We start from the raw sequence: 18,968 nt of genomic DNA, 5'->3' as shown, positions 1-18,968 counted from the left end.
GAGCTTGTACGCTTTCTGGCAAGTTTGCGCCTTATTGTGCCCTAGGGAACATGCACCAGTATCCAAAAATTCCTATTTTTGATGCTTGCCGGTTTCCCACCGCTTTGTGCCCTATTGTTACTATGCTCCCCTTTTCTCGCTTGCCCTCCGTTTATCTGCTGGCTGCTCTGCTATTCCTGTTGCCTGGCTATGTTTTTGCCCAGCAGAAAAGCAACTTGCCCAACGCTCAGCGCAAGCTCACGGCCAAGATGGTGCGCACAGCCCGGGCCCGCACCGATGCTACTCCCGACTTTCCGAACATCAACCGCATTGCTTATTTCAATGATAAGAAGGCCTTGCGGGAAATTCAGCGCGCCGAAAAACGCAAAAACTGGACAGCTGCTCGCAACCTGCTGGAAGCGTATGTAGGCCAGTTCGGCATCGAGAATTTCTACAAGAACCCCAACATGCTTTGGCGCCTGGGTCAGCTCTGGGAGAAGTCGGGTAATGAGGACCGCGCCAAGGCCTATTTCCGCCTTGCCCTGAAGCACCGCCGCCAGGATATGAAAAAGGTGCAGCTCTACTACGACTCCCTGGAGCAAAAAGAGACAGACCTGTACGTACCGCTCAAAACGTACTACGAGATTGTAGAGTACCGCAAGAATATTGCGGCTTTCCGGCCGCCCAAGGGCGTGTACACTACTATGGGCGACGCCATTAACTCAGCGGTAGAGGACTACGGCCCTACCCTGAATGCTGATGCCGACCAGCTGATTTTTACCTCAAAGCGAAAGATGCGGGGTATTAACAGCATTATCGATGAGGATTTGTACACCTCACGCCGCGAAAACGGCCTCTGGACGGAAGCCGAACCACTACCTAAGCCCATCAACTCAACTTACAACGAAGGCTCTGCCTGCATCAGCAAGGATGGCAAGACGCTGTACTTCGCGCGGTGCGAGTGCCCAAGCTGCCACGGCAACTGCGACTTGTACTCGTCTACTTTCAAGGACGGACAGTGGACGATGCCCAAAAGCCTAGGTGCCAACGTAAACTCAAATGCCTGGGACTCGCAGCCTACCCTCTCGCCCAACGAGGATACGCTGTACTTTGCCTCTGACCGCCTCGGTGGGTTTGGCCTCTCTGACATCTGGTACACTGTGAAGCAGAAAAACGGGCAGTGGGGCCGCGCCGAGAACATGGGGCCCATCGTGAATACCCGCGAAAGTGAGGTAAGCCCCTTCTATCATCCGCTGTACCACGTGCTGTATTTCAGCTCGCGCGGACAGCTACTCAACTTCGGCGACTTCGATATTTACAAAACGTACCGTGTGCGGGGCCGCTGGCAGGAGCCCATCAATATTGGGCCCCTAGTAAATGGCAAGGGCTCGGAGTACTATTTCACCATCGACTCTGAGTCGAAGAACCTGTACTATGCGCGCTCCGAGGAAAAGGAGATGAAAAACCTCGACCTCTTTTCCTTCCCACTGCCCATGGAAGCCCAGCCGCTGGCTACCACCCACGTAGAAGGCTCCCTAATTGACTCGGTTAGCCGTAGGCCCTTGAACGGCATTGTCAGTATTATTGATACCGATAACGGAATTGAGGTAGCCAGCAAATACCTGCGCGATGACGGCTCCTTTGACTTCGATTTGATTGAGGGCTCGCATTACGTACTGCTAATCCAGAGCCCTGATTTCTTTAGCGTAGAAAAGAAGTTTGCGCTGGAGGGCGACACCGTGATGACGCTGATGACCAACTCCATTGACTATAAGCTGCCGCTTATCTTCAAGAACATCGAGTTTGATCAGGATAAGGCCTCTATCCGGGCAAGCATGCACCCCGTTCTTGACCGCATTGCCGTGTTCATGGTCGACCACCCCACGTTCCGCCTGAGCATTGCCGGCCACACCGACTCTAAAGGCGACCCTGATTTCAATGAGCGGCTTTCGCAGGAGCGGGCCGAAGCCATCCGGCGCTACATCGAGCAGAAAGGCAAGCTCCAACCTAACCGCATTGACAGCTTCGGCTACGGCTCTACTAGGCCCCTGAAGCAGGATGAAGCCACTGAAGAAGACGCCCGCACCAACCGCCGCGTAGAGTTCCGGCTCATCAAACCCGAAGGCGATGCAGATAGCAGCAAGAAAGATTCCGGCGCAGGCAGCGGCTGGTAGTAACCTGGGTGTAATAGGTGTATATAAAAGCCAGAAGCCGCTCGGAACACTGTTCCGAGCGGCTTCTGGCTTTTAAAGGGGTAGTTACCACTTCAGCTGCTGTTGGGCTTCATCCGCTCGAAAGAGCAGGCTTTGCTTTTGCCCTTTCGCCTCCAGGTTGACGATGTTCATCTGATCGGGGAAGGTGCTGAACAGAAACTGGTGCCGCAGGCTAACACCGGTAGCGGAGGCAGGCAGCGGCGCCGTAAAGTACAGCCAGTACGAATCGGACTCCTTTTGCATACCTACCAGCGTAAGGGGCAGCGTTTCACCAGGCCGGGCGCTGAACTGAATAGACCGGTTCAGCAACTCCGTAAGCATAGGATTCAGTTGAGCCCTAGGTAGCAAATCGGTCCGAACCGTTGCCGGCTTACCTGCCGATAAGCCTTTCTCTAAGTCATCAATAAATACCTTCATAGCCATTTCGAGGCGCTGCTTTTCGGGGTTGAAGCGCAGCTCCATAATGCTGACGTGGTAGGCGTGGGCCCAAGCTACTAGGTGCCCCAGCAGCACAAAGCCGGTAAGTAGGAAAAGCTGACGCGCGTATTTAAAGGGGAACATAACCGAAAGGTGGAAAACGGGGCAGGCAGTTGCAGCAAAACCGCTGCTACCTTCTATTATAAAAGCCGTGCCACCCCAAGGCAGCACGGCTTTCAGCAGCAACTAATTTACTGATTTCTTATTTGGCAAACGCCTTCAGCAGTGGGTTCACAATCAGCACGAAAGCCATTAGGCCCAGAATCATGATCATGCCCACTTTTTGCGCATTCTCCAGAAATTTATCCGACGGCTTGCGGCCAGCTATCATCTCATAGAGCAGAAAGATAACGTGGCCGCCATCGAGGGCCGGAATGGGCAGCAGGTTCATGAAGGCCAGCACCATGGAAAGCATACCCGTGAGGGTCCAGAAGCGCAGCCAATCCCACTTGCCGCCGTACTGCTGGGCAATTTCAATAGGCCCGCCAATGGACTTGCGGAAGGAAGCCTCGCCCCGGAAAATCTTTGCGAAGGCCTTAATCTGGGTAGTAACAACTCCGAAAGCCTGTTTTGTGCCTACCGGCACAGCTTCCAGGAGGCTGTACTGGCGCGTGGCAAAGCGCAAGAGGGACTTAGGCAGGAACCCGATTTTGCCATCCTCATCTACATTCACGCTCAGCGTGACGGGCTGGCCGGCACGCTCCACTTGTACAGGCACCGTTTTACCAGCTTGGTCTTTCAGGGCTTTCTGAAGTTCCGGAAAGAACTGAATGGGCTGGGCGCCTACTTTCAGGATGCGGTCGTTGGGCTGCAAACCGGCTTTGGCGGCGGGGCTGCTGGCTACCACCTGATCTACCACGAAAGGGTCCAAGGGCAGTACGAAAGCGGCTTGGCCTTCATCAGCCAGGCGGTCCATGAAGTTGGCTGGCACGGGCACGTCCACAATCTGGCCAGCGCGGTCGACGGTATAGTAGGCGTTGTTACCTAGTACCACGTCGGGGCTGTACACATCGTTAAACTCCGTGAACGGGCGGCCGTTGATCTTCACGATTTTGTCGCCGGTACGGAAGCCGATTTCCTTGCCTAGTTCGTTCGGTACAATGCCGTAGCGAGCTTCAGAGGCCGGCAGATAGCTCTCGCCGTACTTAAACGTCAGGAGTGTGAAGATAACAATGCCCGTAATCACGTTCATGATGATACCACCGAGCATCACGATGAGGCGCTGCCAGGCTGGCTTGGCCCGAAACTCATTGGGTTGCGGCTCAGCAGATAGGCTATCGGCATCCTGGGTTTCGTCGATCATGCCGTGAATGGCTACGTAGCCACCCAGCGGAAACCAACCCAGACCGTATTCCGTGTCGCCAATTTTCTTTTTGAACAGCGCGAAGTTCATCACGCCGGGCAGCGGAAACAGGAAGTCGAAGAAGATGTAAAACTTATCGACCCGAATCTTGAAGTATTTGGCGGTTGCAAAGTGTCCGAACTCGTGCAAGCCAACCAGAATTGAAAGGCCCAGCAGCATCTGCCCGGCCATGATAAGTCCTTCCAAAGGGGGTAGGGTATTAGGTGATTAGTAATGATGCAACAAGCTGCCAGTGAGCTTAGTTGGGTTGCCGAAGCAAGGTACCTAAGCTAGTAGACACTTATTGTGGAGAAGGCGCCAACCAAAGACGACTAAGCGTAACAAGATTGGCTAGTGCCCTTGCTACAAACAACGCACCGATTCGCCAGCTAGTGCCGTGTTTCGGTCAGGGTGTCAGGTGCGGGCACCTAGCAGCTCCTGCGCGATGCGGCGCGTTTCGCGGTCGGTCTGCACATAGTCGTCAAGGATTGGGCTGGCAAGGTACGAAACCCTAGCGAGGCTGGTTTCTACTAGGTCCGACATTTCCAGGAACCCTATTTCGTCGCGCAGGAAGGCGGCCACCGCTACCTCGTTGGCGGCGTTGAGCACGCACGGCGCATTTCCGGCACGCTTCATGGCCTCGAACGCTAGGCCTAGGTTGCGGAACGTGCTTGTATCGGGCTGCTCGAAGGTAAGCTGCGGGTAATCGAGGAATGAAAAACGCGGGAAGTTGCTCGGCAACCGCTGCGGATAGCCAAGCGCGTACTGAATGGGCAGCTTCATATCGGGCAGGCCCAACTGGGCTTTCAACGAGCCATCCTGAAACTGCACCAGGGAATGAATGATGCTCTGCGGGTGCACTACCACATCAATCTGGCTGTCCTGGAGGCCAAACAACCATTTGGCTTCAATTACCTCCAGACCCTTATTCATCAAGGAAGCTGAGTCGATGGTGATTTTGGCGCCCATGTCCCAATTGGGGTGCTTGAGGGCCTGCGCTTTGGTAACCAACGCCAACTGCTCGCGGCTGCGGCCCCGAAACGGCCCGCCCGAAGCCGTCAGGATTATCTTTTCAATCGGGTTCTGCTCCTCTCCTACTAGGCACTGAAAAATGGCCGAGTGCTCTGAATCGACGGGGTACAGGCCTACGCCGCACTCTTTTACCAGCTCTGTAATCAGCTGCCCAGCCACTACTAGGGTCTCTTTGTTGGCCAAGGCAATGGTTTTGCCGGCCTTAATGGCGCGCACCGTGGGCAGCAGCCCGGCGTAGCCTACCATGGCCGTCAGCACGACGTCGGTATCCTCGCGGCCAGCCACATCGGCCAGCGCGGCAGCGCCCGTCAGCACTTCGGTTTCTGGTTGGTTGGCCAGCGCCGACTTCACAGTGGCGTATTTCGCTTCGTCGCCGATAACCACGGCAGCGGGCCGAAACTCGCGGGCTTGCTGCACCAGCAACTCAGCGTTGGAATGCGCGGAAAGCGCCGTAACGGTGAATTTGCCGGGCTGGCTCCGTATTACCTCTAGGGCCTGGGTGCCAATGGAGCCGGTTGAACCGAGCAGGGTTACGCGTTTGGGAAAGGTAGAAAGCATATTCAGATAAGGCAGGACGGGAGCAAAGGTACACGAAGCCCAGCCAGTTGCTGACGCGGCAGGCCTAACCTCAACCGTTGGTGCCTATTAACTTCCCAAAACATTACTGAATGGCCGAAATATGCACGGGTTTGCCATTGAACAGGGCTTGCTCGCCCGCCCGCTTGCCAGCCAGCGCAGCAGCTACCGGCGCCGCCGCCGACACAGCAAAGTAGTCTTGGCCATCCAATGAAAGCTTACCGGCGCTGATGCTGATATAGAACTGCCCCATGCTGGTTGCCACCAAGGCACCCGGGCGCACCGTGTCGCAGGGCAGCTCGGGGTTGATGCGCTCTACCTCGGCTAGTAGCTGCCGGGCCTGCTGAAGCTGCACGGCGTTGCGGTCCCGCTCGTTCTGGGCCATAGCGCGGCCGGTTTCGTACTTGTCGCCGGCACTGCTTTTGGTTTCAGAGTTGGCCGACTCCTGAGCGGCGCGCATAGCGGCCTCACAGGCTTCAATGCGTTCCTGCACGTAGGCGAGGCAAGCGGTGTGGAGTTGGGGTTTGATTAGCTGGTCTGGACTTGCCATAGTATTTCAGAGTCGTGTTTCACTTGCCAGTTCAGCAAATGCTAGCTCATGTGTATGAGCACAAACTTTATCTTAAGCAGAATATAATTGTCCCAACCAAAGAACCGATAATGGGGCCTAGAATGAGCACCATAGCCGTTTGGCCGAGCTCAATGTCCCTTACTAACCGGGCCTTTAGCAATGCTAGATTTAGTATCCACCATGAGGTAGAACAGATCAAACCTAATGCAACAACACCATAAAAACGGCCCGTGAAGGTGCTCCACAACGATTGGTGTAGTAATTCAGCGTGTTGCTCTTGCGTGCCTAGATAAAACACCGCGGCTAGTATCGCACAGGACAGCCCCAGCATGCCAGAAACTACTACGTTTAAGCTCCTCATATATGACTTAACCCTTCTGCTAGCTTCCGGTCATTGCTCAACCGGGGCACTTTGTTTTGGCCGCCGAGCTTGCCTTGACTTTTCATGTAGCGCTGAAACGCGCCGGCTGGCAGGGGCGTGAGTAGCAGCGGGGCCAGAATGTTGCCGCTGAGTAAATCATCGTAGTACACGTTGCGCTGACGCAAGCCAGTATCGAGGGCGGCGGCAAAGGCGGCGGCATCATGCGGTGGGCGGGCAAACTCGATGAGCCACTCGTGGCGCGACGGCACGGCGGGGTTGTCGCTGACGCGGGGTGCTACCGTGAATTCCACTACCTCCGTTTCGGGGTGCAACCGCATGGCTTCGCGCAGGGTTTGCTCTACTTCTTCACCTATCACGTGCTCACCAAAGGCCGAGAGAAAGTGCTTGATGCGACCCGTAACCACCACCCGGAACGGATATTTCTGGGTGAAGCGCACCGTATCGCCAATGCTGTAGCCCCACAGGCCCGCATTCGAGCTCAGTACTAGGGCATATTGCTTGTCCAACTCCACCTCTGCTAAGGTCAGGCGCGGCGGGTTCTTCTCGAAAAAACGCTCCGCTGGCACAAACTCGAAGTAAATACCGGCGTTCAGCAGCAACAACAGGCCCGGGTTGCCGGGCTCATCCTGAAAGGCCAAGAAGCCCTCGGAAGCCGGAAACAGCTCGATGCTGTCTACGGGGCGCCCGATGGTATCGAACAACTTTTTGCGGTAGGGCTCGAAGTTGACGCCGCCGTACACAAACAGGTCGAACTGTGGAAACGCCTCTCCCACTGGCCGGCCGGTGCGCTGCACAATCCGGTCGAAATACATCTGCACCCACGGCGGAATACCCGAAATCAGGGTCATCGGCTGGGCCAGCGTTTCGTCCACAATGTGGTCGAGCTTGGTTTCCCAGTCTTCGATGATGTTGGTCTGGTAACTAGGCAGCTGGTTGCGGCGCAGGTAAGCCGGCACGTGGTGATTGGCAATGCCCGATAAGCGGCCGGTGTTGATGCCACTGACTTTTTCCAGCTCCGGTGAGCCCGATAAAAAAATCAACTTACCATCCAGAAAACGACTTTTACCGGTTTTGTGCACGTAGTGAAGCAGGGCATCGCGGGCACCGTTGATGTGGTTGGGGATGCTGTCTGAGGTAATCGGGATATACTTGGCGCCGGAGGTAGTACCGCTGGTTTTGGCCAGATACAACGGCCTGCCGGGCCAGAGCACATCCGGCTCGCCGGCTTTCACGCGGTTAAAATATGGGCTCAGCGCTTCGTAGTCGCGGACGGGTACCTGCCAGGCGAAATCTTGATGCGTCCGGATTCCTTCAAAATGATGGTCGCGGCCAAAGGCCGTACGCGTACCTTGGGCCAGCAGCTTCTGGAATACCCGGTGCTGGGTACCGAGCGGATCTTGCTGCCACTGCTGGTACTGGCGAACAACGTAGGCAGCCAGCGGCCGACTCAGGGTAGATTTCAGGCCCATTGGCAGGGAAAAGATGAGGTGAAGAAGCGCGGCGGGCTACTTATGTACAGTAGGAAGTCTTCAAAGATACGCTTCCGGCTAACTTGGCTGTATGCGGCTGGCTCAGCCTTTTTAACACGAGTATCGTACCTAACCTCATCATTCCACACTTATACCACACCTCATGATAAATCAACGTGGCAACGCCATCTGGAACGGCGACATCAAAGGCGGTGGCACCATCAGCACCCAAAGCGGAACTGTATCGGCACCGTATTCCGTAGGAGCTCGGTTTGAAGGCCAGAAAGGCACGAATCCCGAAGAACTGATCGGAGCGGCGCATGCCGGCTGCTACACCATGTTCCTGACCAGCATTCTGAGCAAGGATGGCAAGCAGGTAAAGCAGATCCGGACGGAATCGAAGGTGACGCTGGATACTTCCGGCGAGGTGCCGAAAATCACCAAAATCACGCTTACCACGGAAGGCGAGGTAGCGGGCATCTCGCAGGAGGAGTTTCAGAAATTCGCCGAAAAGGCCAAAAAGGAGTGCCCTATTTCGCAGCTGCTGAGTGCCGTACCGGAAATGGAGCTAGCTTCGGCCCAATTGAAGAGCTAGGCTTTGCTAGGCCATGGCGCAGGCCAAACCGCCAGTAGCCGCCTGCTTTTCGCCGCCATCTCGGAATACGCTACCCCTCCGGCAACGCTGAACCGACAACAACTTCTTACTTTTGTCGGCTCCAGCGACTTTACCGCCCTTATGCATCCAGATTCTACTCGCATTCGTCTGCAGCCCGCCAACACGCAGCGCATCCCCTTCCTCGGCCAGCTCTTTTTGGGCTTGTTATGGATTGGGTACACCATCGCACTGATTGTAACGGGCGAAGGCGCCAGCGACATGCACTTCCTGCATTATGTGTTCCTGGTGTTTAGCTTGGTGTACTTGGGCTACGTGCTGGTGCATAACGCGCCCGTATTCGGTACGCAGAGCTACCTAGAGTTCACGCCAGCTTATATAGTGCATAAAGACGGCCTATTTCGGCCCAAGCAGGCATTTGCAGCTGAGGGAATTTCTGCCATGGAGCTGGCCCCCCAACTGTTGCGCCTGCAGCTGAAGGAAGGTGGCAACTACTCCCTGAGCCTGCGCCAAGTAAAAGGCGCCAAACGCAAGCGCCTCATGCGCGAGCAGGTGCGGGCCTTTGCCGCCAAGCACGACATCCCTTTCCGCGACGGACAGGCCTAGGCCTTGCTCAACCGGCAACCAATAAAAAAGCCACCTGCTAGCAGGTGGCTTTTTTATTGACATGACCCAAACGGCTATTAGGCTTTATCGGCCGGCAAACTTCTTGCGCAGCTCTACAATAGTGCTACGGAAGCTCTTGTCGGAGTCAATTAGGTCCGAAACCGTCTGGACGGAGTGGATTACGGTGCTATGGTCGCGGCCGCCAAAGTGGTGGCCGATGCTTTTCAGGGAATGCGTGGTGTGCTCCTTGGCAAAGTACATAGCCACCTGCCGGGCCGTAACCACTTCTTTTTTGCGGGTTTTGGCTTTCAGTAGGTCCAGGGGCACCCCAAAGTATTCGGCGCAGGCTTTCTGAATGAAATCCAGGTTCACCTCCGCTTCTACTTCTTCAATGATATGGCGCAGCGCCTGCTTGGCCATTTCCATGTCAATTTCGCGACGGTTCAGGCTACTCTGAGCCACCAAGGAAATCAGCACACCTTCCAGCTCCCGCACGTTGGTGTTCACCGAATGGGCCAGGTACTCCACTACTTGCGGCGGAATATCAATGCCATCCTGCTGCATCTTGTTCTGGATAATGGCCATCCGGGTTTCAAAGTCGGGGCTTTGCAGGTCGGCAGTCAGGCCCCACTTAAAGCGCGACAGCAGCCGGTCCTCCAGGCCCACCAAATCGCGCGGCGGGCGGTCCGAGGTCATTACAATCTGCTTGCCAGCCTGGTGCAAGTGATTGAAGATGTGGAAGAACATCTCCTGGGTTTTGTCTTTGCCCGACAAAAACTGCACGTCGTCCAGAATCAGGATATCAACGAGTAGGTAAAAGTTGGCAAAGTCTTGCACCTGGTTGGAGCGCAGACTTTCAATAAACTGGTTGGTAAACTTCTCCGCCGACACATATAGCACAAACTTATCGGTGTTCGTGGCTTTGATGTGGTTGCCGATGGCCTGTACCAAGTGCGTTTTGCCCAGTCCTACCCCGCCATACACCATGAGCGGGTTGAAGGAAGTAGTACCCGGCTTATTGGCCACGGCCAACCCCGCTGAGCGCGCCAACCGGTTGCAGTCGCCCTCAATGTAGTTCTCGAAGGTGTAGGTAGTATTGAGCTGTGACTTAAGATAGTCGCGCTCAATCGTTTTACTAGCCTCAAACGGGTTGCGAAGCGTGGCGGGGGTAGGCGCGGGCGCTACGGCCGCAGCTGCCACATTCCGGGCCGAGGCTGTTTGGGCGCTGGCCGCCATGGAGGTAGCCGCGTACGAATTAGAGGTTGCCGGGCCCGCCGTTTTGCGGGTGGTGGGCAGGTTAAGCGTGCGCGGCTTCTGCTGGGCATTGCCCTGATCTACCACAATGCTATACTCCAATCGTCCTTCCGGGCCTAGCTCCTGATGGATGGCGCGCTTAAGCTCCTCCACATAGTGCTCCTCCAGAAACTCGTAGAAATAGGTGCTGGGCACCTGAATCAACAAAACGTTATTGTGGAGCTGTACCGGCACGATGGGTTGGAACCACGTTCGGAAGCTCTGCTCACCAATTGTTGCTTTGATGACGCGAAGACAGTTGGCCCATACGGTTCGGCAATCCTTCAGCATCAATACGTTAGGGCAAAAGCAACAGGTGTGCAGGTGAGGGGAATAATGAGCCGGCCGCAGGCTTTCAGGGGGCCTGTTTTTTTAGGGGGAGACAAAAATGTGGAAAAGTCAGGAGACAAAAAAACGCTCCTGGCTATTGCATATTACACGCTTTTACCACACAGAAACCTCAACCGTATATTATTACGGGTTCTGACTTGGGGCTAGCTTAGCCCCACTGGCAGAACGGCGGTGGCGGCAACTGCCGGGCGCCGCGAACCACGCTCAAACGAATAATCGAGGCGGCCCAGGTTGATACCCGACCAGCCGACCTGGTTAATAAGCGTGTTCTGGCCGTTGGGGCTGGCTACGGGCTGAGGCGCATCCAGGAAAGTGTGCGTGTGCCCTCCCAGAATCAGGTCGATACCGCTGACCTGCGCGGCCAGTTTCCGGTCGTCGATTTTGGCGCTTTCGTACTTATAGCCCAGGTGCGAGAGGCAGATAACCATATCACACTTCTCGGGGCCGCGCAGCTTGGCTACCATCTCTTTGGCCGTCGCTACCGGGTCAAGATATTTGGTGGCGCCAAAGTTTTTGTCGGCTACCAGCCCGGCCATTTCAATGCCCAGACCAAACACACCCACCCGAATGCCTTGCTTATCGAATACCTTGTACGGCTGGAATTTGCCGGCCAGAATGGTGCCCGTGAAGTCGTAGTTGGCAATCAGGAACGGGAACGTGGCGTTCGGAAGCTGCTTTTGCAAGCCCTCCAGGCCATTATCGAAGTCGTGGTTACCGAGGGTGCTGGCGTCATAGGCCATCTGGCTCATGAGCTTAAACTCCAGCTCGCCCTGGAAAAAGTTGAAGTATGGCGTGCCCTGCCAGATATCGCCGGAGTCCAGCAGCAGCACGTTCGATTCCTGCTTTCGGATTTGCTCAATGAGCGCCGCGCGTCGGGCCATTCCGCCCAGGCCAGCCCACTGGGCTGCATTGTCGGGGAAGGGCTCAATGCGGGAGTGCATATCGTTGGTGTGCAGGATGGTCAGGCGGTGGCCCTTCTTATCGGCGGCCGCGGCTGGCAACCCCGTAAGCCCTAGCACCCCTAGACTAGCGGCCCCCAGGCCGGTATATTTCAAAAATTCGCGACGATCCACGGAAAGAATATGCTAGATGTGGAAATGTGATACTGGCAGCGCCAAAGCAGTGCCAACAAATCAGTGAGGTTGTTTCATCCCCGGCTTCAGCCCAATGCTTCAGCCGGAAGTAGCACGTCACTCATACCGGCCGTGCCGTTCAGCTTAAATTTTTACCCGGCCCTCTACTTTCGCTTCAATGGGCTTGCCCTGCCGGGTTTGCTCTTTCATGTACTCAGCAATGGCGGAGCGCAACAGCACACCGGTACCGCGGGGCTTAATCGTTTTGAAGAACACCAAGTTGTCGCCGCCGCCGGCCAGATAGTCTGAAATGGCGATGGTGTAAGTGCGGGTTGGGTCAAATGGTTTTCCCCCGATGCGCACATCCTGCGCCTTGCCCTCCGGCGAAACGGTATATACGGCACCCGCCACGGCCATCTTGATGCGAGCGGAATAGTCGAACAGCTGCTGCACCACGGCGCCGGGCGCATCCAGCACCACCAGCTCGTTCTCGAATGGCATCAACTCGAATACCGAACCTAACGTAACGGGGCCGGCTGGCAGTGGAGCGCGCAGGCCGCCGTTCGTCATCACGCCTAGGTCGATGGGCTGGCCCAACTCCTTACTGGCCCGCTCCCGCTGAATATCGGCTACGTAGTTAGCCAGCGGCGACTCGCCGTTATTTTTGGTTATCGCTACCGGCGCATTGCCCAGCACGGTGGTCATTTGCTCGGTAACGCGCTGGCGGTATGGGGCAATGGTGGAGGCGGCTTTGGGGTCTTCGGTAATGGTAGCGCCAACGGGCTGCGCCGTAACGGGCGCTAGCTGCGCTTTAGGCTGATACGCGCCACGCTGACACGCCGGAGCTAAGGCTACAGCAGCCAGCAAGCTCAGAGCCGCCAGACGGGAACGAAGAAGTTGCATCGGGTAAGAAGAAATAGGAAAGCGAGCCGCAAAGGTACGGCGGCGCAGCGGGAGTTGCTAAAAAGCTGGTGGTTGGCCCCCGCCCCTGCCCTATAAACAAAGCAGCGCCCGGAAAACTGGTCCCGGGCGCTGCTTGCACTTCAAAATTTAATGAGGTGTCTGAAAAGCTGATTTACTCTGCCTGAACGTCATGCTGAGCTTGAGTTTTCAGACACTGTCTGGCCTGCTTACTTGCCGAAAGTGAACCCCGCCAGCAGTGACAGACCCGTGGAACCGGAAATAACCCCTGTTTCCTCCGACGTGTTATCAAACCGGTCGGCGCGGGCCTCTAGGTTGAAGTAGCCGGCTGCTCCTGCTGGAATGGCTACACCTACCCCGATGGTTCCGCCAATGCCGTAGGAACGAAGGTCGATGGGAGTAACGGTTGGCTCCGCCGAGAAACGCTCGAGATGATCGGTGCGGTAGGCATTGCGGCCCATATTCAGAGCGAAAACGGGTCCGGCCTGGAAGTAGGGACGGATAACGCTTTTCGTCAGGCTGTAGCGCATCAGCAGCGGAATCCGAACCGAGGAGAACTCAATGCTGGCGGTTCGCTTATAGCCTGGGCCTAGTGAACCGTTGCCGGTGTAGGCCGTAGCGTATTTCTGCTGCACGTACAGGGCCTGGGCTACTAGGGAGAGGTGGTAGTTAAACCGACTGGGGTGTACTTGCACGCCGGCGCCAAACGTAGGGCGCATAGACGAGCTGAGCTCCCTTTCGCCATCGAAGTTATAGTTCACCTTGGCCTGAAAGCCGCCGCCAAACACCTGCAGATTCATCTTGGACTTGGCCGTAGGGGCAATGGACTGCTGCCCGCCAACACACTCATTGTACGCCGAAACTACCTTCATCAACTGCGACTCCGTCAGCTCCGTGCGGGTAAGCGTTGACTGCACCTTTGGGCAATCGGCCATTACACTCCACAGGGTATTGCGAAACAAGTATACCCGGTTCTGAACCTTGGTTTGAGACCTGGTTTGCTGGTTATACTGCAGAATGGTCGTATCGCGCTGCACCAGCGGCAACAGGGCGTTTTCTGCTCCTTTTTGAGCGTAATAGAGTTCCTTGTCGTCTTCGTTGGTGAAGTGATACAGGGAAAGCGGGCCATCGACCAGCACCTGCACAAATGCAGCGGAGCGGGCGGCCGTAGGCAATAGGCGGGTTTGGTACTTCCGGGCTTGGGTAAACCCGTAGGCCCGCAGCTGTTCCGGCTTATATTCGGTTACCTCGGCGCCTGCTGCGGGCCGGAAGCGGCACATAATGCTGTTGCGCCGCTCGCCCCGCGAGTCCACTTCGCCGCGCAGGGTATCGCCGGAAAGCGGCAGCACGTAGCCTGGGCGAAAATTGGTTTGGGCATACGCCGAAACAACCCCTAGTAGTAGGGGTAACAGGAGTAGTTGTTTTCTCATCTACACAAAAGATTGAAAAAGATAGAACTAGCTAATACAGCTATCCACACCCCAAATAGGCGCGCAAAGGTAGAAAGCGGCTTCAATAGATACTACCCAACATTCTCTCTTCGAACCAGTATCTTTAGCGCGCCTCTTTGGGCATTCCCTTACCATCCCCACCCCGCCGTATTATGGCCGATTCGCCGCGTTCTGTGCCTGTTTCCTTTTCCGAGTTTGATGCCGTTTCTACCCCGCAGTGGCAGGAGCGCATTGCCCGCGACCTGAAGGGCAAAGACCCCGCCGCGTTGGTTTGGGAAACACCCGACGGCTTTCCGGTGCAGCCCTTCTACCACTTGGAGGCGCTAAACGAGCTAGGCGGCGCGCCTGCCCCGCAGGTTCGCCCAACCACTCACTGGCGCAATGTGCCCACATACTCCGTGGCAGCCATTGAGCGCGGACACTCGGCCATTGAGCGCGCCGCATCGGCCCTCAGCCGGGGAGCCGATGGCGCCCACTTTGTGCTGGCCCACGCCGAAGCCTTTGATGTGGAGCTTCTTTCGCAGCGCGTGCCGCTCGCCGAAACCTACGTTGGCTACACCGTGCGCGGAGGGGCAGCCAAACTGATGCAGCAGCTGGCAACCACCGACATTCCGATGCGTGGCTTCCTGATTTCGGACCCCTTGTCGCGCCACGCGCCTGACATGGCCGTGCAGCAAAAGGAACTGCGGGAAGCAATCCGTATCAGCCGGAGCTGGCCGGAGTTCCGGGCGTTGGGGCTAGATGCGGCCTTTTATGGTAACCGGGGCGCTACGGCCACCCAGCAGGTAGCCTTCACGCTGGCTACAGCGGCGGCTTACCTCAGCACACTGCCTAGTACTGACTTGCCCTTGGCGGAAGTAGCAGCTGCCATGCACCTGAAAGTGGCCGTCGGGCCCAATTACTTTTTTGAAATAGCTAAGCTGCGGGCTTTGCGGCGCCTGTGGGCTACCCTGCTGCATGCCTTTGAGCTGCCAGCTGAGCTAGCCCAGCAGCTTACCATTTTTGCCACTACCGCCACCTGGAGCCAGACTACCCTCGATCCGCACACCAACCTGCTGCGCACTACCACCGAGGCCATGAGCGCCGTGATGGCCGGCGCCGATGCCATTAGCGTGGGTGCCTTCGACTGCCTGTTTCATGGCCCCAACGAGTTTGCCGAGCGCCTGGCCCGCAACCTGCCGGTGCTGCTGCGCGAAGAAGCCTACCTGGATAGAGTGCAGGACCCCGCGGCCGGCTCGTACTACCTCGAAACCCTCACCGACCAGATTGCCCGCGAAGCGTGGGCTCTGTTTCAGAAGATTGAGGAAGCTGGCGGGTTGCCCGCTGCTACAGGCCTAGTAATGCAAGAGCTCCACGCCTCGGCGCAGGCCCAGTTCCGGCGCATTGCCAACGGCGAGCAGATAGTAGTGGGCACCAACAAGTACCAGAACCCCAATGAGAAGTTCGACTACAACCCCAAGCGCCTGCTGCGCAGCCGGGACTTTGATAGCACCCGCGCCACCTACCCCACCGAGGTACTGCGCCTGGCCACGGCCCTGCACTTTGAGCGGCGCGAAAAGAAAAAGAAGCGCGCCGCCCTGGTGTTGCTAGGTGCTCACACCAACCAAATCATTCTGGAGTCATTCCTGCTGACGCTGCCGGATCAGGAGCGTTTAGCACTGCACGAAGCGCATCCTGAGGGCACCTTGTCGGTGCTGTTTTCCTCGGCCGAGGAAGCTACGCTGATGTACGCTACCCCTGAGCAGTTCGGGAGGCTGGCGCGGGCCATCAGTCGGGTACCCATTGATGAGCCCAACTTTATTCCGCCGGCGCTGCTTACCGCCGACCTAGCTACCATGCAGGAAGCCGTACAGGTATTTGGCCTAAAGGAGTTTTCGGTACAAGGCTACAGCACGGAGGATGTGCTGGCCCGTTTGCAAGGCAAGAAATAAACACGAAATCATCATGCAGAAGCTCACCAACTATTTCTATCTGCTCGATACCAAGCCCGGTAAGGCGGTGCTCATTGCTGTGTCGGCGTATTTCATTTTTCGGTTTGGTATGAGTGTAGGCGAGTTTGCTTACCACCTGCAGCACTAAGCGCTGCGGCAAGCTGCCCGCTCACTACCCCTCACCACCCACCCAACTCCCGATGAAGCCCGACTTCTCTCAGATAGCCTACGACGCGGCCCAGCTGCCTGCCCCCACCACGGAAGCACCCGAAACGGCCACGCCCGAAGGCATTGCACTCAAGCAGTTTTACACCGCCCACGATGTGCAGCACCTCACGCACCTGGGCTTTGGCGCGGGGCAGGCGCCGTATCTGCGCGGGCCATACAGCACCATGTACATCCAGAACCCCTGGACCATCCGGCAGTACGCGGGCTTCTCAACGGCCGAGGAAAGCAATGCCTTCTACCGCCGCAACCTCGCGGGCGGCCAAAAGGGCTTGTCGGTGGCGTTCGACCTGGCCACGCACCGCGGCTACGACTCCGACCACCCGCGCGTGGTAGGCGACGTGGGCAAAGCCGGCGTGGCAATTGACTCGGTGGAGGACATGAAGCTCCTGTTCGATGAGATTCCGCTGGACCAGATGTCGGTGTCGATGACCATGAACGGGGCGGTGCTGCCGATTATGGCGTTTTATATTGTGGCGGCGGAGGAGCAGGGCGTAACGCCCGATAAGCTGGCGGGCACTATTCAGAACGATATTCTGAAGGAGTTCATGGTGCGCAACACCTACATCTACCCGCCCCTGCCGAGTATGCGCATCATTGCCGATATCTTCGGGTACACGGCTCAGAATATGCCCAAGTTCAACAGCATCAGCATCTCGGGCTACCACATGCAGGAGGCCGGCGCTACCGCCGACCTGGAGCTGGCCTACACCCTAGCCGATGGGCTGGAGTACGTGAGGGCTGGTTTGGCCGCAGGCATGAAAATTGACGACTTTGCCCCGCGCCTGTCGTTCTTCTGGGCCATTGGCATGAACCACTTCATGGAAATTGCCAAGCTGCGGGCCGGTCGTTTGCTGTGGGCCAAGCTCATCAAGCAGTTCGAGCCCCAGAACCCGAAAAGCCTGGCCCTGCGCACGCACTGCCAGACCTCAGGCTATTCCCTCACGGAGCAGGATCCTTTCAACAACGTGGCCCGTACCTGCATCGAGGCAATGGCCGCGGCCTTAGGCGGCACCCAAAGTTTGCACACCAACGCCCTCGACGAGGCCATTGCCCTGCCCACCGACTTCTCGGCGCGCATTGCCCGCAACACCCAGCTTTATCTCCAGCACGAGACGGACATCACCCGCGTGGTGGACCCCTGGGGCGGCTCCTACTACGTGGAAACCCTTACCCACGAGCTGGCCGACAAAGCCTGGGCCCTGATTCAGGAAGTGGAAGAGCTGGGCGGTATGGCCAAGGCCATTGAAACCGGGCTGCCCAAAATGCGCATCGAGGAAGCCGCCGCCCGCAAGCAGGCCCGCATCGACTCGAACAAGGAGATTGTGGTAGGCGTGAACAAGTACCGCATCGACGAGGCCACCGAAATTGAGGTGCTTGACATCGATAACGCCGCCGTGCGCGAGTCGCAGATTGCGCGCCTAAACCAGATTAAAGCCTCCCGCGACAACGCCGCCGTGCAGCAAGCCCTGGAGGCCCTCACCGAAGCCGCCCGCACCGGCAACGACAACCTGCTGGCCTTGGCCGTAAACGCCGCCCGCCTTCGCGCTACCCTCGGCGAAATTTCCGATGCCTTGGAGAAAGTGTACGGCCGCCACCAGGCTACTATTCGGGCTATTTCGGGCGTGTATTCTCAGGAAATGAACTACGACGAGCAGTTTGCCAAGGCCCGCCAGATGGCCGATGACTTTGCCGCCCGCGAAGGCCGACGCCCCCGCATGATGGTAGCCAAAATGGGCCAGGACGGCCACGACCGCGGCTCCAAAATTATTGCTACCTCCTTCGCCGATGTGGGCTTCGACGTGGATATTGCGCCCCTGTTCCAAACCCCCGACGAGGTAGCCCGCCAGGCCGCCGAGAACGACGTACACGTGGTAGGCGTGAGCAGCCTCGCCGCCGGCCACAAAACCCTGATTCCGCAGCTCATTGAGGAGCTCCGGCAGCTTGGCCGGGAAGACATCCTAGTAATTGCCGGCGGCGTCATCCCCGCTCAGGACTACGACTTCCTCTACAACGCTGGAGTAGTCGGTGTGTATGGCCCAGGGACGGTCATTGCTGTGGCGGCTCAGGAGATTTTAGAGAAGTTGAGCGAATAAGTTGGAATGGATAGCCACGTACGTTACGGCCATTTCCATTTTCCTCGACAAGTGGCGTTAAAATGTGCGACATGTGGTCGGCAGGCTTCAGCTACCAATGTTGACTGCCCTGCTGACTATGCACACTTCTTAGATATTTCTTCTTTCCGTAATCTTTGGCTGATCAACTGCTTCCATTGCGGTTTTCGCCGGGAGGCGGACTGGCAACAATTGAAAGCTTACGAACTTTGGTATAAGCTAGTGTTGCACGATGAAGAAGTGTGGGCTTGGAATTGTCAGCATCTGACCTTTATCATTCAGCGGCTAGAAAAGCGATTAGATAAATACCATACTTGGGCTTTCTTCGGCGCATACATACGGAAAGAGT

Annotated in this window: 15 protein-coding genes; 6 read left to right on the top strand and 9 right to left on the bottom strand. The window is 56.9% G+C overall.

The annotated features are described in order from the left end of the window. Positions 1-122 precede the first annotated feature (122 nt). A complete protein-coding gene (locus ACYVGU_RS18490; RefSeq protein ID WP_460614123.1) occupies positions 123-2,153 on the top strand; it encodes an OmpA family protein in 2,031 nt (676 codons plus the stop codon). 84 nt (positions 2,154-2,237) lie between these two features. On the opposite strand, the gene ACYVGU_RS18485 is transcribed toward ACYVGU_RS18490, so the two are convergent. From ACYVGU_RS18485 to ACYVGU_RS18465, 5 genes are all read right to left on the bottom strand, one after another. Further along, entirely contained in the window at positions 2,238-2,753 is a 516-nt protein-coding gene (locus tag ACYVGU_RS18485) for a DUF6702 family protein (protein WP_460614122.1), read from the bottom strand. Positions 2,754-2,871: 118 nt separating this feature from the next. Beyond that, positions 2,872-4,218 carry a M50 family metallopeptidase gene (gene rseP / locus ACYVGU_RS18480; protein WP_460614121.1) on the bottom strand — a complete coding sequence of 449 codons (1,347 nt, stop codon included), beginning with the start codon at positions 4,216-4,218 and terminating at the stop codon, positions 2,872-2,874. A 207-nt stretch (positions 4,219-4,425) separates the two neighbouring features. Beyond that, on the bottom strand, positions 4,426-5,601 hold the full coding sequence (locus ACYVGU_RS18475; protein WP_460623257.1) for a 1-deoxy-D-xylulose-5-phosphate reductoisomerase: 1,176 nt from the start codon (positions 5,599-5,601) through the stop codon (positions 4,426-4,428). Positions 5,602-5,704: 103 nt separating this feature from the next. Continuing rightward, positions 5,705-6,169 (bottom strand): 3-oxoacyl-ACP synthase, encoded by a 465-nt coding sequence (locus tag ACYVGU_RS18470; RefSeq protein WP_460623256.1) that lies wholly within the window; start codon positions 6,167-6,169, stop codon positions 5,705-5,707. 378 nt (positions 6,170-6,547) lie between these two features. Continuing rightward, positions 6,548-8,041: a GH3 domain-containing protein gene (locus tag ACYVGU_RS18465; protein WP_460623255.1), complete on the bottom strand. Its 1,494-nt coding sequence runs from the start codon at positions 8,039-8,041 to the stop codon at positions 6,548-6,550. A gap of 163 nt (positions 8,042-8,204) precedes the next feature. Between ACYVGU_RS18465 and ACYVGU_RS18460 the strand changes: the two genes are divergently transcribed. Next, a complete protein-coding gene (locus ACYVGU_RS18460; protein ID WP_460623254.1) occupies positions 8,205-8,636 on the top strand; it encodes an OsmC family protein in 432 nt (143 codons plus the stop codon). Positions 8,637-8,777: 141 nt separating this feature from the next. Next, a complete protein-coding gene (locus ACYVGU_RS18455; RefSeq protein ID WP_460614116.1) occupies positions 8,778-9,260 on the top strand; it encodes a hypothetical protein in 483 nt (160 codons plus the stop codon). A gap of 84 nt (positions 9,261-9,344) precedes the next feature. Here the strand turns inward: ACYVGU_RS18455 and dnaA are convergent, their stop codons facing one another. The 4 genes from dnaA to ACYVGU_RS18435 all read right to left on the bottom strand — a co-directional run bounded on the left by dnaA (position 9,345) and on the right by ACYVGU_RS18435 (position 14,328). After that, complete coding sequence (dnaA, locus tag ACYVGU_RS18450; RefSeq protein ID WP_460614115.1) at positions 9,345-10,844, bottom strand: chromosomal replication initiator protein DnaA; 1,500 nt, start codon at positions 10,842-10,844, stop codon at positions 9,345-9,347. Between the two features lie 203 nt (positions 10,845-11,047). Further along, positions 11,048-11,977: a bifunctional metallophosphatase/5'-nucleotidase gene (locus ACYVGU_RS18445; protein WP_460623253.1), complete on the bottom strand. Its 930-nt coding sequence runs from the start codon at positions 11,975-11,977 to the stop codon at positions 11,048-11,050. Positions 11,978-12,121: 144 nt separating this feature from the next. After that, positions 12,122-12,880 (bottom strand): bifunctional UDP-sugar hydrolase/5'-nucleotidase, encoded by a 759-nt coding sequence (locus ACYVGU_RS18440; protein WP_460623252.1) that lies wholly within the window; start codon positions 12,878-12,880, stop codon positions 12,122-12,124. A 227-nt stretch (positions 12,881-13,107) separates the two neighbouring features. Further along, positions 13,108-14,328: a porin family protein gene (locus ACYVGU_RS18435; RefSeq protein WP_460623251.1), complete on the bottom strand. Its 1,221-nt coding sequence runs from the start codon at positions 14,326-14,328 to the stop codon at positions 13,108-13,110. A 173-nt stretch (positions 14,329-14,501) separates the two neighbouring features. Between ACYVGU_RS18435 and ACYVGU_RS18430 the strand changes: the two genes are divergently transcribed. From ACYVGU_RS18430 to scpA, 3 genes are read left to right on the top strand one after another with little or no spacing between them, the layout of a single operon-like run. Continuing rightward, positions 14,502-16,280 (top strand): methylmalonyl-CoA mutase family protein, encoded by a 1,779-nt coding sequence (locus ACYVGU_RS18430; protein WP_460623250.1) that lies wholly within the window; start codon positions 14,502-14,504, stop codon positions 16,278-16,280. Between the two features lie 13 nt (positions 16,281-16,293). Further along, the gene (locus ACYVGU_RS18425) at positions 16,294-16,428 is read left to right on the top strand and encodes a hypothetical protein (RefSeq protein WP_460623249.1); all 135 of its coding nucleotides are present in this window, start codon (positions 16,294-16,296) and stop codon (positions 16,426-16,428) included. 52 nt (positions 16,429-16,480) lie between these two features. Then, the gene (scpA, locus tag ACYVGU_RS18420; protein WP_460623248.1) at positions 16,481-18,601 is read left to right on the top strand and encodes a methylmalonyl-CoA mutase; all 2,121 of its coding nucleotides are present in this window, start codon (positions 16,481-16,483) and stop codon (positions 18,599-18,601) included. The last annotated feature ends 367 nt before the right edge of the window (positions 18,602-18,968 follow it).

The sequence above is a fragment of the Hymenobacter tenuis genome (assembly GCF_054780495.1).
Note: the sequence above shows the minus strand (reverse complement) of the source record. Positions and strands in the feature narration are given on the sequence as shown.

Bases quoted from the DNA above. Each gene is read 5' to 3' on its own strand.
- ACYVGU_RS18490 (WP_460614123.1), top strand. From the start codon at position 123: ATGCTCCCCTTTTCTCGCTTGCCCTCCGTTTATCTGCTGGCTGCTCTG.
- ACYVGU_RS18485 (WP_460614122.1), bottom strand. From the start codon at position 2,753: ATGTTCCCCTTTAAATACGCGCGTCAGCTTTTCCTACTTACCGGCTTT.
- ACYVGU_RS18475 (WP_460623257.1), bottom strand. From the start codon at position 5,601: ATGCTTTCTACCTTTCCCAAACGCGTAACCCTGCTCGGTTCAACCGGC.
- ACYVGU_RS18470 (WP_460623256.1), bottom strand. From the start codon at position 6,169: ATGGCAAGTCCAGACCAGCTAATCAAACCCCAACTCCACACCGCTTGC.
- ACYVGU_RS18465 (WP_460623255.1), bottom strand. From the start codon at position 8,041: ATGGGCCTGAAATCTACCCTGAGTCGGCCGCTGGCTGCCTACGTTGTT.
- ACYVGU_RS18460 (WP_460623254.1), top strand. From the start codon at position 8,205: ATGATAAATCAACGTGGCAACGCCATCTGGAACGGCGACATCAAAGGC.
- ACYVGU_RS18455 (WP_460614116.1), top strand. From the start codon at position 8,778: ATGCATCCAGATTCTACTCGCATTCGTCTGCAGCCCGCCAACACGCAG.
- dnaA (WP_460614115.1), bottom strand. From the start codon at position 10,844: ATGCTGAAGGATTGCCGAACCGTATGGGCCAACTGTCTTCGCGTCATC.
- ACYVGU_RS18440 (WP_460623252.1), bottom strand. From the start codon at position 12,880: ATGCAACTTCTTCGTTCCCGTCTGGCGGCTCTGAGCTTGCTGGCTGCT.
- ACYVGU_RS18435 (WP_460623251.1), bottom strand. From the start codon at position 14,328: ATGAGAAAACAACTACTCCTGTTACCCCTACTACTAGGGGTTGTTTCG.
- ACYVGU_RS18430 (WP_460623250.1), top strand. From the start codon at position 14,502: ATGGCCGATTCGCCGCGTTCTGTGCCTGTTTCCTTTTCCGAGTTTGAT.
- ACYVGU_RS18425 (WP_460623249.1), top strand. From the start codon at position 16,294: ATGCAGAAGCTCACCAACTATTTCTATCTGCTCGATACCAAGCCCGGT.
- scpA (WP_460623248.1), top strand. From the start codon at position 16,481: ATGAAGCCCGACTTCTCTCAGATAGCCTACGACGCGGCCCAGCTGCCT.